Raw genomic sequence first — 14068 nt, forward strand, 5'->3', positions numbered from 1 at the left:
CCGGGCTGTTCAGCGATGGGGCGGCCACATCCGGCCCATGATCCCGTCGCGTTTGATCAGCCCGTGTTGCAGCGCGGCCCCGATATGCAGCGCCAGCAGCACGACCAGCGCAAGGGCGCCGGCGTAATGCAGCGACTTCGCGGTATTGGCCAGCGCCTCGGACCGGGGCAGAAGGCTGCCGACGCCAAGCCTATCCAGCACCTCGATCGGAAAGCCCCCGGCCCTGACCCGCACATAGCCGGACAGCGGCATAAGCACGATCAGCGCATAAAGCAGCCCATGGGTGGCGGCAGATACGCGCCGCTGCCACGAGGGCAGTGATGCGGGCAGCGGTGGCGGCGGATTGCGCCAGCGATAAAGCACGCGCAACAGGACCAGCAGCGCCACGACAACGCCCATGTTCTTGTGAAACAGGAACAAGGCATTCTGAAGCGATCGGCCGATCCCTTGCTGCACCATCAGAAAACCGACCGGCACCATCGCCAGCACAAGCACCGCGACCAGCCAATGCAGCCAGCGTGCGGGCGCCTTGTAACGATCCTGTTGTGATTGCATGGCGTCCTCGCTTATCACCACAATAACAGGTAGCCGGAACCAGCGCCCGGTCAAGCGCGCCCCGGCAATCTGGAAGGGCCGCATCTCTTGACTGCGCTGCCTCGACACTATCTCTGACGGATGATCCCCATGTCGCCTGATGCCATGATGCCAGACCGCTCACGCGTGCGTCCGCCGCGCTTGGGGTTATTGGTCTGGGCCATGATCACGATAGCTGTGATGCAGGGGGTGACCCTGACGGTGTTTGCCGCCTCTGTGTCAGCGGGGCTGGCGGCGCTTTTGGTTTTTGGCACGGGCGTTCTGTTCCTGTGGCTGCAACTGCCCGGTCACTACCCGCATCCCCGGTTCGGGGCTTGCAACGGGGTGACGTTGCTGCGGGCCGGTCTTGGTGCAAGCCTGCTGACCCCGCTGCTGGCGGCTGACGCGGGGCAGGCGGCGCTGGGTGGTTGGGCGGTTGCCATCGTGGCGCTGCTTGCCCTGTCGCTGGATGGCGTCGACGGCTGGCTTGCGCGGCGTCACGGCCTGACCTCGGCGTTCGGGGCGCGCTTCGACATGGAGGTCGATGCTGCCCTCGCCCTGATGCTGGCCCTGCATGCGATGGCAGATGGCGTGGCGGGCATACTGGTCCTGTCCCTTGGTATGATGCGCTATGTCTTTGTCGCGGCCTCATGGGGTCTGCCCTGGATGGCGGCGCCTTTGCCGGACAGGTTCGGGCGCAAGGTGGTCTGCGTGATCCAGATCGCGGCCCTGATCGCATTGCAGATGCCGATCCTGGGAAATGGCCTGGCGCTGGGCATTGCATGGGCTGCGGTTGCGGCGCTGATGTGGTCCTTCGGGCGTGATACCCTCTGGCTCTGGAGGCACCGGCCGTGACCCGGACACCCTGGCGCCGTTATGGTGCGCTTGCCGTATCGGCGGCATTCCTGCATCTGGTTCTGATCCAGCCCAATCACCCTGCGGCCATGACCTGGGCCGCGCTGGGTGCCTTTGCACTGGAATGGCCGCTTCTGCTTCTGGCCCTGCCGGTGATCGGCGACAGGCGCGCGGGGCGCGTTGTGCGCGCCGTGCTGACCCTGACCTTGACGGTGATCGTTGTTCTCAAAGCGGCCGATTTTGGCATGTTCACCGCCTTTACCCGTGGCTTCAATCCGGTCGGTGATATGCCCCTGATCGCGGCGGCCTTTCGCCTGACCTGGGGGTCAATCGGGCTGCTGCCTGCGATTGCGGCCGTGATCGGGTTGATTGCCCTGGTGGTCGCCTTTGCCACTTGCCTGTGGTGGGCGATGGGTGTCTGGGCGCGCCTTCCGCTGCCGCGACCTGTGCAGCTTGTCGCCGGGACCGCGGCGATCGCGTCGCTTGGTCTGGCGGTTGCGGATGTCGGGTCGATCATGGCGCGCTGGCCGGTTCCCTTCAACGCGCCAGGCACGGCTTTCACCGCGCGCGTCGGGTTGGAACGCGCCTTTCTGGTAAGGGATACGCTGAGCGATCTGCGGGCCTTCAACGATCTGGCGCGTGCCGATCCTTTCGCCATGCGCGGCGGGCTTCTGGACCGGATCGACCGGGATGTGCTTGTCGTTTTCGTCGAAAGCTACGGGCGCACCAGCATGGATACGCCGTTCTACGCGACAGAGCATCGCCCCCTGCTGGAAAGCGCGACGCGGGACTTGCAGGATGCGGGGCTTGCCGTGCAATCGGCCTATCTGACCTCGCCCACGCGCGGGGGCCAAAGCTGGCTGGCCCATGCCACCTTTGCCAACGGAATGCGGGTTGACGGGCAGGCGCGGTATCAGGCGGCACTGGCCAGCGGGCGCGAGACGTTGTTTCACATCGCGGCCAGATCAGGCTTTCACACCGCAGCGGTGATGCCCGCGATCACGCTGGACTGGCCCGAGGCGGCCTTCATGGGATTTGAAACGGTCCTGCCGGCAGCCGACCTCGGATATCGTGGCCAGCCCTTCAATTGGGTCACGATGCCGGACCAGTTTACCCTTGCCGCGCTGGACAGGCTGCTGCGCGACACACACTCTGACCGCAGGCTTTTTGCACAAGTGGCCCTGATCTCGTCGCATGCGCCATGGGTCCCGATTCCGCGGCTGGTCCCCTGGGACGAACTGGGGGATGGCACGATTTTTGACGACATGGCCCTTTCCGGCGATCGGCCCGAAGTTGTCTGGCGCGATCATGACCGGGTCCGGGATCAGTACCGTCAGTCGATCACATATGCGCTTGAAACCGTATTTGCCTATGCGATGCGCCATGCGGACAACCCGCCGTTGATGATCGTGCTGGGGGATCATCAGGCGGCTGGGTTCATTGCGCTGGATGAAAGACCGGATGTGCCGGTGCATGTGATCGGTCCCCCTGATCTGCTGACGCAGCTTGCCGACTGGGGGTGGACGCCGGGTCTGATCCCCGCCGATGATGCGCCGGTCCTGCCGATGGAGGCGATGCGCGATCTGCTTCTGAACAGTTTTAGCACCCAGCCAGGCACCGGGGCATCCTTGCCGCCCGCTGCAAACGGGGGCTGAGGGGATGCGCCCGAAGACATGGATCCTGAAGGCGCTGCGGCTGTTGGTGACGCTGGCGTTGCTGGTGCTGCTGTGGCGGGCCATTGATGGTCCTGCCGCATTGGATCTGGTGCTGGGCGCCGATCCTGTCTGGTTGCTTGCGGCGGTTCTGGCGCTGAACGGCCAGACCGCCCTGTCTGCCCTGCGCTGGCGATTGACGGCGCGTGGTCTTGGCCAGTCGATCACCCTGGGCCGGGCCATTCGGGAATACTACCTGTCCCAGATCTTGAACCAGTCGCTGCCCGGTGGCGTGCTGGGCGATGCCGGGCGGGCTGTCCGCGCCAGGCATGAGGCCGGATTGAAACGCGCAGGGCAAGCCGTGGTGTTCGAGCGTCTGGCGGGTCAACTGGCCCTTTTCGGCGTGACCGGCGCCGCCGTGTTTCTTGTCTGGATCAGGCCCGGTGGAACGGCCTTGCCGGATTGGGTGCTGCGCCTTGTGGCGCTGACCGGGGGCGCGCTGTTTGTTGCGGGGGTGGTCCTGTGGGTGATCAGCCGAAGCGCCCGGGGCTGGGGGCGGCACATACGCGACTGGTCCGCGGCCTTCGAGGCCTCTGTCCTGGCCCCTGCCGTATTGCCGCGCCAGATCATGCTCAGCCTGGGGACGACAGCGTTGAACCTGCTGGCGTTTGCCATATGCGCCCGCGCGACCGGCACTACCCTGCCGCTGGCGGCCATCATGATCATTGTGCCCCTGATCCTGCTGACCATGCTGATCCCGATTTCGATCAGCGGATGGGGCCTGCGGGAAGGCGCGGCCGCGGCGCTGTTCCCGGTGATCGGCGCCACCGCCACTGAAGGATTCGCAGCCAGCTTTGCCTTTGGCCTGATGTTTCTTGTCAGCGTCTTGCCGGGGGTCGTGGTTTTGTTGATCCAACCCAGACCGCAATCGGCCTGAACAGTCTCTGATTCAGGGCAATTCGGCCGAAGGGATGATCCCGAAAAACGCCCCATCCGACCAGACACCAAACCATGTGACGCCATCGACAACGTGGTCGGTGCCCAGATCCACCAGCCTGTAAAAGCTTTTGCGGTCGATCAGCGCCTCAAGCCCGGCGCGCACCATGACATAGGGCGAAGGTTCGCCCGTATCGGGATCACGCACGAATCGCAGCGGTGTCTCGGGCCCTGCGATCACGCTGTCGCCGACATTCGTGTGAAATGTCAGCTTTTGCGCCTTTCCTTCGCCCCCGGCGTCGAAATCCACGGCAAGGAAGGGTGCGTCATCCACGGTGATGCCCACCTTTTCCACCGGGGTGACAAGAAAATACTGGTCTCCGTCCTTGCGCAGGATGGTCGAAAACAGCCGCACAAGCCCCGGCCTGCCGATCGGCGTGCCCTGGTAGAACCATGTGCCGTCCCTGGCGATCCGCATGTCCAGATCGCCGCAGAAGGGCGGATTCCACAGGTGCACCGGTGGCAATCCCTTGCCCTTTGCTGCCCTGACAGAGGCAGCAATGCCTTCTGCTGAGGGGGTCACGATCATTTGTCCGCTCATTGCTTTTGCCATTTCACTTTGCCGAGATACTATCATCACAATGACCTAGGGTTCAAAGGAGGGATTGCCATGTCCGATCACGCCGATCTGGTTGCGGGTATCGAGGCGCTTGAGGACAAGTTGGCGCAGGCGCGGTCTTCGATCACGCGCCGCTTCATCGGGCAGGAGCGGGTCGTCGACCTGACGCTCTCCGCGCTTCTTTGCGGTGGCCATGGCCTGCTGATCGGCCTGCCCGGCCTTGGCAAGACACGGCTTGTCGAAACCCTGTCCACGGTCATGGGCCTGCATGGCAACCGGGTGCAGTTCACGCCCGACCTGATGCCGGCGGATATCCTTGGCTCGGAAGTGCTGGAAACCGATGCGGACGGGCGCCGCGCCTTTCGCTTTGTCGAAGGGCCCATTTTCTGCCAGCTGCTGATGGCTGATGAGATCAACCGCGCCAGCCCGCGCACCCAATCCGCGCTGCTTCAGGCGATGCAGGAACGCCGGGTGACGGTTGCCGGGAAAGATCGCCCGCTGGGCAAGCCGTTCCACGTGCTGGCGACGCAGAACCCGATCGAGCAGGAAGGCACCTATCCCCTGCCCGAAGCGCAGCTGGATCGTTTCCTTGTGCAGATCGATGTCCAGTATCCCGATCGCGCGACAGAGCGTGACATTCTGCTGGCGACGACCGGCGTGGCCGAGGATGAGGCGCATCAGGTCTTTACCGATACCGAATTGCTTGCGGCGCAGACCCTTCTGCGGCGGATGCCCGTCGGCGATGCGGTGGTCGAGGCGATCCTTGACTTGGTGCGCGCCTTCCGCCCGGAGGACGACAGCGCAGATGACCGGGTGCGGCAGACCGTGGCTTGGGGCCCCGGCCCGCGCGCGGCGCAGGCTTTGATGCTGACCGTGCGCGCGCGCGCTCTGCTTCAGGGGCGGCTTGCCCCCTCGGTCGAGGATGTCTTCGCCATGGCGCGCCCCGTTCTGACGCACCGGATGGCGCTGAACTTCGCGGCACGGGCGCGCGGTGATACGCTGACCGGCCTGATCGAGGATACCGCCGCGCGCATCACGCGGATCGAGGCGGCGGCGTGACCCAACCCCATCCCCTGACCCTTCGCGCCAGGGCCGAGGCCGAAGCCGCGCGGTTTCCGCCGCTGCTGGCCCGCGCCGAGCATCTGGCCGGCACCGTGCTGCTGGGCGAACATGGCCGCCGCCGTGCGGGACAGGGGGATGATTTCTGGCAATACCGCCCCGTGCAGCAGGGCGATCCCGTCAGGATGATCGACTGGCGCCGCTCCGCGCGCGGCGACATGCAATTCGTGCGTGAACGCGAATGGCAGATCGCGCAAAGCGTGATGCTCTGGGTGGATCAGGCGGCGTCGATGCGGTTCACATCAGACCCTAACCTGCCTGAAAAGGCCGATCGCGCCCGTCTTTTGGCCCTTGCCGTGTCGGTGTTGCTGGTCCGCGGCGGAGAGCGTGTGGGCCTGACAGGCACCGCCTTGCCGCCACGTCGGGGCAACGCGCAACTGCTGCGACTGGCCGAGATGTTCAGCCGCGACGAGGCCATGGATTACGGGATTCCCGAGGCCCGCGCGATGATCCCCCAGGCGCGCGCCATTTTCATGTCTGACTTTCTGTCCGACCTTGCACCGGTGCAGGCCGCGCTGACCAAGGCCGCAGATCGCGGGGTGCGCGGCATCCTGATCCAGATTCTTGATCCCAGCGAAGAAGCATTTCCCTTCCAGGGCCGCACCATCTTTCAAAGCATGGGCGGCACCCTTGCGCATGAGACGCTGAAAGCGGGTGATCTGCGCGGCCGCTACCTGGAACGACTGGCCGAACGCAAGGCCGCCCTGGCCGATCTTTGCATGGCGACGGGCTGGCAGTATCAGTGCCACCACACCGATGCGGCGGCACAATCGGCACTGCTTTGGGTCTGGCGTGCGCTGGAACGGGGGGCTGGCACATGATCATCGGCCCCATCGGTTTCGCGGCCCCCTGGTTGCTGCTGGGTCTGCTGGCGCTGCCGATCCTGTGGATCATTCTGCGCGCTGTTCCGCCCGCGCCAATCCGGCGCAGGTTTCCCGGCGTCGCCTTGTTGCTGGGCCTCAAGGATGACGAAAGCGTCACGGATCGCACGCCATGGTGGCTTTTACTGCTGCGGATGCTGGCCGTTGCGGCCGTCATCATCGGTCTGGCGGGGCCTGTGCTGAACCCGCAGGCGGATCGCCAGCCGGGTAACGGCCCCGTTCTCATCGTGATGGACGGGGGCTGGGCCGGGGCGCAGGATTGGACCGGACGCGCCGAACTGGTTGACCGCCTGCTGGCCGAAGCCGGACGTGAGGGGCGTACGGCGGCCATCCTGCGGTTGACCGCGCCAGAGCAGGCTGCGTTCCAGGCCGCTGACCTGTGGCGCAGCCGCATTGCCGGGATGGTGCCGCAACCCTGGATGCCGACGCCAGAGATGATTGCGCGCGCCGCGGAAACGCTGCCTCAGGGCGGATTCGAGACGCTTTGGTTCGCCGATGGTCTGATGATCGAGGGTCGTGACGATCTGCTTGCCGCGCTTGAGGCGCGGGGTGCCGTGCGCGTCTTTGCATCGGGCCGCAGCCCTGTCGCGATGGTGCCTGCCACCTATCAGGACGGCGTGTTACAACTTGCCGCCCGCCGCGCCAGTGCCGGGCCTGCGCTGGATCTGACCGTCGCCGCGCATGGGCTGGACCCGTCTGGAACGCCGCGTGTGCTGGCGAACCTGCCATTGCAATTCGAACAGGGCGCAACCGAGGCCATGACCGAAGCAAGCCTGCCATCGGAATTGCGCGCGCGGATCACGCGGTTCGAGATCGAAGGCATCCGCAGCGCAGGCGCCGTGGCCCTGTCGGATGACAGTCTCAGCCGGCGCGAGGTGGCGCTGATCGCCGGGCGCGACGATCGCGAAGGGCTGGAGCTGCTGTCGCCGCTGCATTACCTGCGGCAGGCGCTTGCGCCCAATGCCGATCTGCTGGAGGGCGAACTGGTCGATCTGCTTCCCGCCAATCCCGATGTCGTGATCCTTGCCGATATCGCGACGCTGTCGCCCTCGGACGAGGAGGCACTTCTGGAGTGGACCGAGAATGGCGGTCTTCTGCTGCGCTTTGCCGGGCCGCGTCTGGCGGCAAGCGAGGTCAGCCGGACGGATGAACACCCGCTGATGCCGGTCAGGCTGCGGGCCGGTGGCCGGACGGTCGGCGGTGCGATGAGCTGGGGCGACCCCAAGACGCTGGCGCCCTTTACCGAAGACAGCCCGTTCTTTGGTCTGCCGATCCCCGATGACGTGACGGTCACGGCGCAGGTCATGGCCCAGCCGGATCCGACGTTGGCAGATCGCGTGATCGCGCAGTTGACGGATGGAACGCCCCTGGTCACGCGCAAGCCCATCGGGCAGGGGCAGGTCGTGCTGGTTCATGTGACGGCCAACGCCGAATGGTCCAGCCTGCCGCTGTCGGGCCTGTTCGTGCGGATGCTGGAACGGCTTGCGGTATCGTCCGCGGGCCAGGGCCTGATGGCCGAGGATCTGGAAGGCACGTCATGGCAACCCGTGATCGTGCTGGACGGATTCGGCCGCGTGCAGGACGCGCAAACCCTGCCAGGTGTGGATGGGGCGGCCTTGCTGTCCGCTGCGCTGGGGCCGGATTTGCGGCCCGGTCTGTATGACGGGAACGACAGGCGCATCGCGCGCAATACCATCGCCGCTGATACGGTCCTGACGCCTGCGACATGGCCCGCGCGCATTCCGGTCGAAGGCTTGTCGCGTCCCGCCGAGACACCGCTTGCAGGCTACCTGTTGGCGGCTGCACTCGCGCTTCTGCTGGCGGATGTGATCGCCTCGCTTGCCCTGTCGGGGCGGTTGATGGGGGCCAGGGCCGCCGTCATCCTGCTGGCGGCGTTGTCCGCGCTGCCGCGTGATGCGGCGGCAGATGACGCTTTTGCCATTGCGGCAACATCCGAATTGCGGCTTGGCCATATCGTCACGGGCGATGCCCGGCTGGATGACACGGCGCAGGCTGGGCTGCGCGGCCTGTCCGAGACCCTGTTTTTCAGAACCTCGGTCGAGCCGGGCGCGCCGATGGCGGTGAACCTTGAAACCGACGAGATCGGCCTGTTCCCGTTTCTGTACTGGCCGATCACACCAGATCAGCCCACGCCCTCGGCAGAGGCTTATGAAGAGCTGAACCGCTATCTGCGGTCGGGCGGCATGATCCTGTTCGACACGCGCGATGCCGATGTGGCCGGGTTCGGCACGGCCAGCCCCAATGGCCGCAAGCTGCAGCAACTGGCGGCGCCGCTGGATATTCCTGCGCTGGAGCCGATCCCCGAGGATCATGTGATCACCCGAACATTCTATCTTTTGCAGGATTTCCCGGGCCGTCACACCGCCCGCGATGTCTGGGTCGAGGCAGCCCCGGCAGATGCCGAAAAGATCGAGGGGATGCCGTTTCGGAACCTCAACGATGGTGTGACGCCGGTTGTGATCGGCGGCAACGACTGGGCCGCCGCCTGGGCCATGGATGACAGGGGCAACGCCCTGTTTCCCGTGGGTCGCGGCTTTGGCGGCGAGCGGCAGCGCGAACTGGCCTTCCGCTTTGGGGTCAATCTTGTGATGCATGTGCTGACGGGCAACTACAAATCCGATCAGGTCCATGTGCCTGCACTTCTGGACAGGTTGGGCCAATGACCGGACAGATCATCTTTGACCCGCTTCTGCCCTGGGCCGTGCTGGCGGTGCTGGGCGCGATTGTCGTGATTGCCGCTGGTCTGGCGCTGATACGTGGCCTGTCAGGCTGGGCGTTGCGCCTGCTGGCCGGGCTTGTTGTGCTTGCCGCGCTCAGCGGGCCGAACTGGCAGGAAGAAGACCGCGCCACGCTGTCGGATATCGTGCTGATGCTGGTTGACCGCTCATCCAGCCAGGCGCTGGGCGACCGCGCCGCCCGTACCCTTGAGGCCGCGGATGAGCTTGAGGCCGAACTGGCCGCCCGCCCCAACACCGAAGTGCGCCGGATCGAGGTGCCCGACGGCGAAGGGGACAGCGGCACGCAGATGATGACCGCCCTGAACGAGGCCCTTGCACAGGAGCCGCGCGGGCGGATCGCCGGGATCGTGGCGCTGGGCGATGGCCGCATTCACGACATGGACCGCGCGCCTGATCTGCCCGCGCCGCTGCATCTTCTGCACACCGGCCTGCCGGATGACTGGGATCGTCGCCTGATCGTCGAAAATGCGCCGGCCTTTGCCATTCTCGGTGAACCTGTGACCCTGTCGCTGCGGGTCGAAGACATGGGCGCCGCACCCGAGGGGGCGACGCGCGCACCGCTTGAAATCTCGGTCGATGGAGGAGAGCCGCAGCGCTACGAGATCGAGATCGGCCGCACCTTCGACCTGCCCGTGACCCTGCCGCATGGCGGGCGCAACGTGATCCAGTTCACGGTTCCCCAGGCCGAGGGGGAATTGACTGATCGCAACAACACCGCACTGGTGCAGATCAACGGTGTGCGCGACCGTCTGCGCGTGCTGCTGGTCTCGGGCCAACCCCATGCCGGGGGGCGCACATGGCGCAACCTGCTGAAATCCGACAGCTCGGTCGATCTGGTGCATTTCACCATCCTGCGCCCACCTGACAAGCAGGATGGCGTGCCGGTGTCGGAACTGTCGCTGATCGCCTTTCCCACGCGCGAGCTGTTCATGGAAAAGATCGAGGATTTCGATCTGATCATCTTCGATCGCTACAAGCGGCGGGGCATTCTGCCCACGCTCTACCTTGAGAACGTGGCCGATTATGTCCGCAAGGGCGGTGCCGTTCTGGTTGCGGCAGGGCCCGATTTCGCGACCGCCGCATCGCTCTACCGCTCGCCCCTGTCCACGGTTCTGCCCGCGCGCCCGACCGCGCGCGTGATCGAGGAAGGGTACGTGCCCCGGATCACCGACATCGGGCAACGGCATCCTGTCACGGCGGGGCTTGCCCCGCCCGAGGGTGAGGATTGGGGCCGCTGGCTACGCCAGATCGACCTTGAAACCGAGCGCGGCAATGTCGTGATGTCCGGTGTCGATGATCGCCCGCTGTTGATCCTGGATCGGGTGGACGAAGGGCGGATTGCGCTGCTTGCCTCGGATCAGGCATGGCTCTGGGATCGCGGCTATGAAGGCGGCGGGCCGCAATTGGAATTGCTGCGCCGACTGGCGCATTGGATGATGAAGGAGCCCGAGCTTGAGGAGGAGGCGATATGGGCCGAACCCACAGGGCAACGGATGCGGATCATCCGCCGGACACTGGAAGACAGCGCCGGCCCGGTCACGATCACCACGCCAAGCGGCGAAGAAGTGGAAGTGCCGCTGACCGAAGTCAGCCCCGGCCAGTTCGAAGCCGTCTATGACGGGCCGGACATCGGCCTCTATCGCCTGACGGATGGTGATCAGTCCGCCGTGATCGGCCTTGGCCCGGCAGCGCCGCGCGAATTCGAACAGACCATTGCCACCGGAGAGGTGATGCAGCCCGCAATCGACGCGCTGCGCGGTGGCGTGCTGCCCCTTGCAGACGGGCTGCCCGCGATCCGCGAGGTTAGTGCAGGCCGCCCGGCAGCTGGGCGCGGCTGGATCGGTCTGACCCCCAGGGACGCGTTTGAGACGCGCGACCTGCGTCAGATGCCGCTTCTGCCGGCCTGGCTGGTGCTGTTGCTGGCGTCCGGTCTGATCGTGGGGGCCTGGCTTCGTGAGGGGCGGCGCTGAGGGGTCAGCGCCGCAACGCGACACGCAGCATTTCATCCCCCATCCCGTCGCGGGAACAGGTGACGCGGATGAAGACTTCGGTCGTGCCGTCGGGCACCATCACGTTACGCAGGCTGCGGGTGAAGGGTTGTTCGTCGACATGGGGGTGCAACAACTCGCGATAGCCCAGGCGCTTGCCCGTGGCATCCACCACTTCCCAACCGCTGGCATAGTGATCCCAGCCCGTGTCAGGATGACTGATGCTGACATCGAAGCGCCAGCCCATGCTGGCATGGGTAGCGGTGGCACCCACGATCCGGGGCGGATCTGCCATTGCAACCGGGCCGGTCAGGCACAGGGTGATGGCGGTTGATGCTGCAAGCCGGAATGTCATCAGTCTATCCTATCAGGCCGGGATGCGATGCCTGCTCACGTCTGCGTGTGGCCCATGCCATCCGTCTGGGCGACAAGGATCGCACGCGATTGCGACGCGAACTCGCGCCGCCAGAGCACGAACAGGGTGATCAGCGTGGCAGCGATCAGCGGCATCGTGCCCAGGAACCAGGCGGCGCTGCCCAAGGCAAAATAGACCGATCGCAGACCGCGGTTGAAGCTGCGTGCTGCGGTGATATTGACCTCGGCGGCTTTGGCCGCGCGCGGGATTGCCGCCGCATCCTCGGGATCGTTCGGCACGGCGGCGATCAGCACGGCACAATAGCCAAACAGCCGATGCGACCATACGAATTTCAGAAAGGCGTTCGCCAGGAAGGCCAGCGTGACCAGCAATTTCACTTCCCAGACAAAGATCGGGTCCTGCGTCATGGTCAGATCGCTGGCCAGACCCTGAAGACGCTCGGCATTGCCGATCAGGGCAAGCCCGCCGCCTATGGCAATCATCGTGGCCGAAGCAAAGAAGGATGCGCCCTGCCGCAGGGCGCTGAGAACCTGTGCATCGAACATGCGCGTCTGACGCGACACCATCATTCGCATCCATTCCCGCCGGTATTCCGCCATCAGAACCGAAACCGAAGGGTGCGCGCTGTTCTTTGCCTCAATCCGCCAGCCGATCACGATCCAGCCCAGAAAAAGCAGGGATAGCCCCGCGATATCCAGCGGGCCGAACAATCCTAGGCGATCTGTCCATGTCATGCCAAAATCCTAATGCCACATATCTTTACTTGCCAGATGCATAAATTGGTTATATTTTCTTACCAATAACGAGGAGGAGCCCAGCCATGGACATGCCAAGCCCGAACCCAGCGATACTGGCGAAGAAACCGCGCCTGGTCGAGCGACTGTTGCAGGTCCTGCCTGCGGAGGCTGTAATTCACCTCGAGGCCGAGACCCGCGCCTATGAATGCGATGCGCTGACGGCGTATCGCTGTCCGCCAATGGTGGCGGTGCTGCCCTCGAACACGCAGGAAGTCTCGGATGTGCTGCGGATCTGTCACGAGATGGGAGTGCCCGTGGTGCCGCGCGGATCGGGTACATCGCTGGCCGGTGGCGCCTTGCCCACCGCAGATAGCGTGATCCTGGGCGTGGCGCGGATGAATGCCGTGCTGGAAACCGATTACGAGAATCGTTTCGTGCGTGTGCAGTCGGGCCGCACCAACCTGAGCGTGACCGGCGCGGTCGAGGAAAATGACTTTTTCTATGCGCCTGATCCTTCAAGCCAGCTGGCCTGTGCGATTGCCGGCAATATCGCGATGAATTCCGGCGGGGCGCATTGCCTGAAATACGGCGTGACCACCAACAACCTGATGGGTGTGACGATGGTGCTGATGGATGGCACCGTGGTCGAAATCGGCGGCGCGCATCTGGATTCCGGCGGTCTGGACCTGCTGGGCGTGATCTGCGGATCGGAAGGCCAGCTTGGCGTGGTGACCGAGGCGACGCTGCGTATCCTGCGCAAGCCCGAAGGCGCGCGCCCTGTCCTGATGGGCTTTGACAGCAACGAGGTGGCGGGCGAATGCGTGTCCGATATCATCAAGGCGGGTGTGCTGCCCGTCGCGATCGAGTTCATGGACCGCCCCTGCATCCGCGCGACCGAAGCCTTCGCAAAGGCGGGATACCCCGATTGCGAGGCGCTGCTGATCGTCGAGGTCGAAGGATCGGATGCCGAGATCGACGAACAGCTGGAGCGGATCGTCGCCATTGCCCGGCGTCACAATCCCGTGGAGCTGCGCGAAAGCAAATCCGCTGACGAAAGCGCGCGGATCTGGCTGGGGCGCAAATCGGCCTTCGGCGCGATGGGGCAGATCAATGACTATATGTGCCTTGATGGAACGATCCCGGTCAGCCAGCTTCCCTTCGTGCTGCGCCGCATCGGCGAGATGAGCAAGCAATATGGTCTGGATGTGGGCAATGTGTTCCATGCCGGCGATGGCAACATGCACCCGCTGATCCTGTTCGATGCCAACAAGCCCGGCGATCTGGAGCTGTGCGAAGCCTTTGGCGCCGATATCCTGCGTCTCTGCGTCGAGGTGGGCGGTTGCCTGACCGGCGAGCATGGCGTGGGCATCGAGAAGCGTGACCTCATGGTGGATCAGTTCGACCCTGACGATCTGGATATCCAGATGGCGGTCAAGGATGTGTTCGACCCGCTCTGGCTGCTGAACCCGGCCAAGGTGTTTCCGCTGCAAGCCTCGGAGGCGCGGCGCGCAGCATGACACCGCCGGGGGCGCTGCCCCCGGACCCCCGGAGTATATAGGGAAAGATGAAAATG

The 14068-nt window shown here is 64.9% G+C and carries 12 protein-coding genes; 8 read left to right on the forward strand and 4 right to left on the reverse strand.

What is annotated here, in order from left to right:
• Nucleotides 1-9 precede the first annotated feature (9 nt).
• Nucleotides 10-555, reverse strand: coding sequence for a cytochrome b (locus tag ACFQ3C_RS11735; protein WP_380791923.1), 546 nt, complete (start codon nt 553-555; stop codon nt 10-12).
• Between the two features lie 201 nt (nt 556-756).
• Between ACFQ3C_RS11735 and ACFQ3C_RS11740 the strand changes: the two genes are divergently transcribed.
• Genes ACFQ3C_RS11740 through ACFQ3C_RS11750 form a run of 3 tightly spaced genes read left to right on the forward strand, consistent with a single transcriptional unit; the run spans nt 757 to nt 4017 of the window.
• The gene (locus tag ACFQ3C_RS11740) at nt 757-1428 is read left to right on the forward strand and encodes a CDP-alcohol phosphatidyltransferase family protein (RefSeq protein WP_380791925.1); all 672 of its coding nucleotides are present in this window, start codon (nt 757-759) and stop codon (nt 1426-1428) included.
• Complete coding sequence (locus tag ACFQ3C_RS11745) at nt 1425-3083, forward strand: sulfatase-like hydrolase/transferase (RefSeq protein ID WP_380791927.1); 1659 nt, start codon at nt 1425-1427, stop codon at nt 3081-3083. The genes ACFQ3C_RS11740 and ACFQ3C_RS11745 overlap by 4 nt, the downstream gene beginning before the upstream one ends.
• 4 nt (nt 3084-3087) lie before the next feature.
• Entirely contained in the window at nt 3088-4017 is a 930-nt protein-coding gene (locus ACFQ3C_RS11750; protein ID WP_380791929.1) for a lysylphosphatidylglycerol synthase transmembrane domain-containing protein, read from the forward strand.
• Between the two features lie 12 nt (nt 4018-4029).
• On the opposite strand, the gene ACFQ3C_RS11755 is transcribed toward ACFQ3C_RS11750, so the two are convergent.
• On the reverse strand, nt 4030-4617 hold the full coding sequence (locus tag ACFQ3C_RS11755) for a DUF1285 domain-containing protein (protein WP_380791931.1): 588 nt from the start codon (nt 4615-4617) through the stop codon (nt 4030-4032).
• 69 nt (nt 4618-4686) lie between these two features.
• Here ACFQ3C_RS11755 and ACFQ3C_RS11760 point away from each other — a divergent pair, with 69 nt between their 5' ends.
• The 4 genes from ACFQ3C_RS11760 to ACFQ3C_RS11775 are packed head-to-tail and all read left to right on the forward strand — an operon-like array spanning nt 4687 to nt 11364.
• Nucleotides 4687-5694 carry an AAA family ATPase gene (locus tag ACFQ3C_RS11760; RefSeq protein ID WP_380791933.1) on the forward strand — a complete coding sequence of 336 codons (1008 nt, stop codon included), beginning with the start codon at nt 4687-4689 and terminating at the stop codon, nt 5692-5694.
• The gene (locus ACFQ3C_RS11765) at nt 5691-6575 is read left to right on the forward strand and encodes a DUF58 domain-containing protein (protein WP_380791935.1); all 885 of its coding nucleotides are present in this window, start codon (nt 5691-5693) and stop codon (nt 6573-6575) included. The genes ACFQ3C_RS11760 and ACFQ3C_RS11765 overlap by 4 nt, the downstream gene beginning before the upstream one ends.
• Nucleotides 6572-9319, forward strand: coding sequence for a DUF4159 domain-containing protein (locus tag ACFQ3C_RS11770; RefSeq protein ID WP_380791937.1), 2748 nt, complete (start codon nt 6572-6574; stop codon nt 9317-9319). The genes ACFQ3C_RS11765 and ACFQ3C_RS11770 overlap by 4 nt, the downstream gene beginning before the upstream one ends.
• Entirely contained in the window at nt 9316-11364 is a 2049-nt protein-coding gene (locus tag ACFQ3C_RS11775; RefSeq protein WP_380791939.1) for a hypothetical protein, read from the forward strand. The genes ACFQ3C_RS11770 and ACFQ3C_RS11775 overlap by 4 nt, the downstream gene beginning before the upstream one ends.
• Before the next feature lie 4 nt (nt 11365-11368).
• On the opposite strand, the gene ACFQ3C_RS11780 is transcribed toward ACFQ3C_RS11775, so the two are convergent.
• Together ACFQ3C_RS11780 and ACFQ3C_RS11785 are read right to left on the reverse strand one after the other, a co-directional pair.
• Complete coding sequence (locus ACFQ3C_RS11780; protein WP_380791941.1) at nt 11369-11737, reverse strand: hypothetical protein; 369 nt, start codon at nt 11735-11737, stop codon at nt 11369-11371.
• Between the two features lie 35 nt (nt 11738-11772).
• On the reverse strand, nt 11773-12492 hold the full coding sequence (locus ACFQ3C_RS11785) for a DUF599 domain-containing protein (protein WP_380791943.1): 720 nt from the start codon (nt 12490-12492) through the stop codon (nt 11773-11775).
• 86 nt (nt 12493-12578) lie between these two features.
• On the opposite strand from ACFQ3C_RS11785, the gene ACFQ3C_RS11790 reads away from it, so the two are divergent.
• Nucleotides 12579-14012, forward strand: coding sequence for an FAD-linked oxidase C-terminal domain-containing protein (locus ACFQ3C_RS11790; protein ID WP_380791945.1), 1434 nt, complete (start codon nt 12579-12581; stop codon nt 14010-14012).
• Nucleotides 14013-14068: the final 56 nt, after the last annotated feature.

It is taken from the genome of Seohaeicola saemankumensis, assembly GCF_042678485.1.
Lineage (GTDB): Bacteria > Pseudomonadota > Alphaproteobacteria > Rhodobacterales > Rhodobacteraceae > Seohaeicola > Seohaeicola saemankumensis.

Excerpts from the sequence above, each read along its gene's own strand:
- ACFQ3C_RS11755 (WP_380791931.1), bottom strand. The coding sequence starts at position 4,617 with ATGAGCGGACAAATGATCGTGACCCCCTCAGCAGAAGGCATTGCTGCC.
- ACFQ3C_RS11740 (WP_380791925.1), top strand. The coding sequence starts at position 757 with ATGATCACGATAGCTGTGATGCAGGGGGTGACCCTGACGGTGTTTGCC.
- ACFQ3C_RS11790 (WP_380791945.1), top strand. The coding sequence starts at position 12,579 with ATGGACATGCCAAGCCCGAACCCAGCGATACTGGCGAAGAAACCGCGC.
- ACFQ3C_RS11735 (WP_380791923.1), bottom strand. The coding sequence starts at position 555 with ATGCAATCACAACAGGATCGTTACAAGGCGCCCGCACGCTGGCTGCAT.
- ACFQ3C_RS11750 (WP_380791929.1), top strand. The coding sequence starts at position 3,088 with ATGCGCCCGAAGACATGGATCCTGAAGGCGCTGCGGCTGTTGGTGACG.
- ACFQ3C_RS11760 (WP_380791933.1), top strand. The coding sequence starts at position 4,687 with ATGTCCGATCACGCCGATCTGGTTGCGGGTATCGAGGCGCTTGAGGAC.
- ACFQ3C_RS11785 (WP_380791943.1), bottom strand. The coding sequence starts at position 12,492 with ATGACATGGACAGATCGCCTAGGATTGTTCGGCCCGCTGGATATCGCG.
- ACFQ3C_RS11780 (WP_380791941.1), bottom strand. The coding sequence starts at position 11,737 with ATGACATTCCGGCTTGCAGCATCAACCGCCATCACCCTGTGCCTGACC.
- ACFQ3C_RS11775 (WP_380791939.1), top strand. The coding sequence starts at position 9,316 with ATGACCGGACAGATCATCTTTGACCCGCTTCTGCCCTGGGCCGTGCTG.
- ACFQ3C_RS11770 (WP_380791937.1), top strand. The coding sequence starts at position 6,572 with ATGATCATCGGCCCCATCGGTTTCGCGGCCCCCTGGTTGCTGCTGGGT.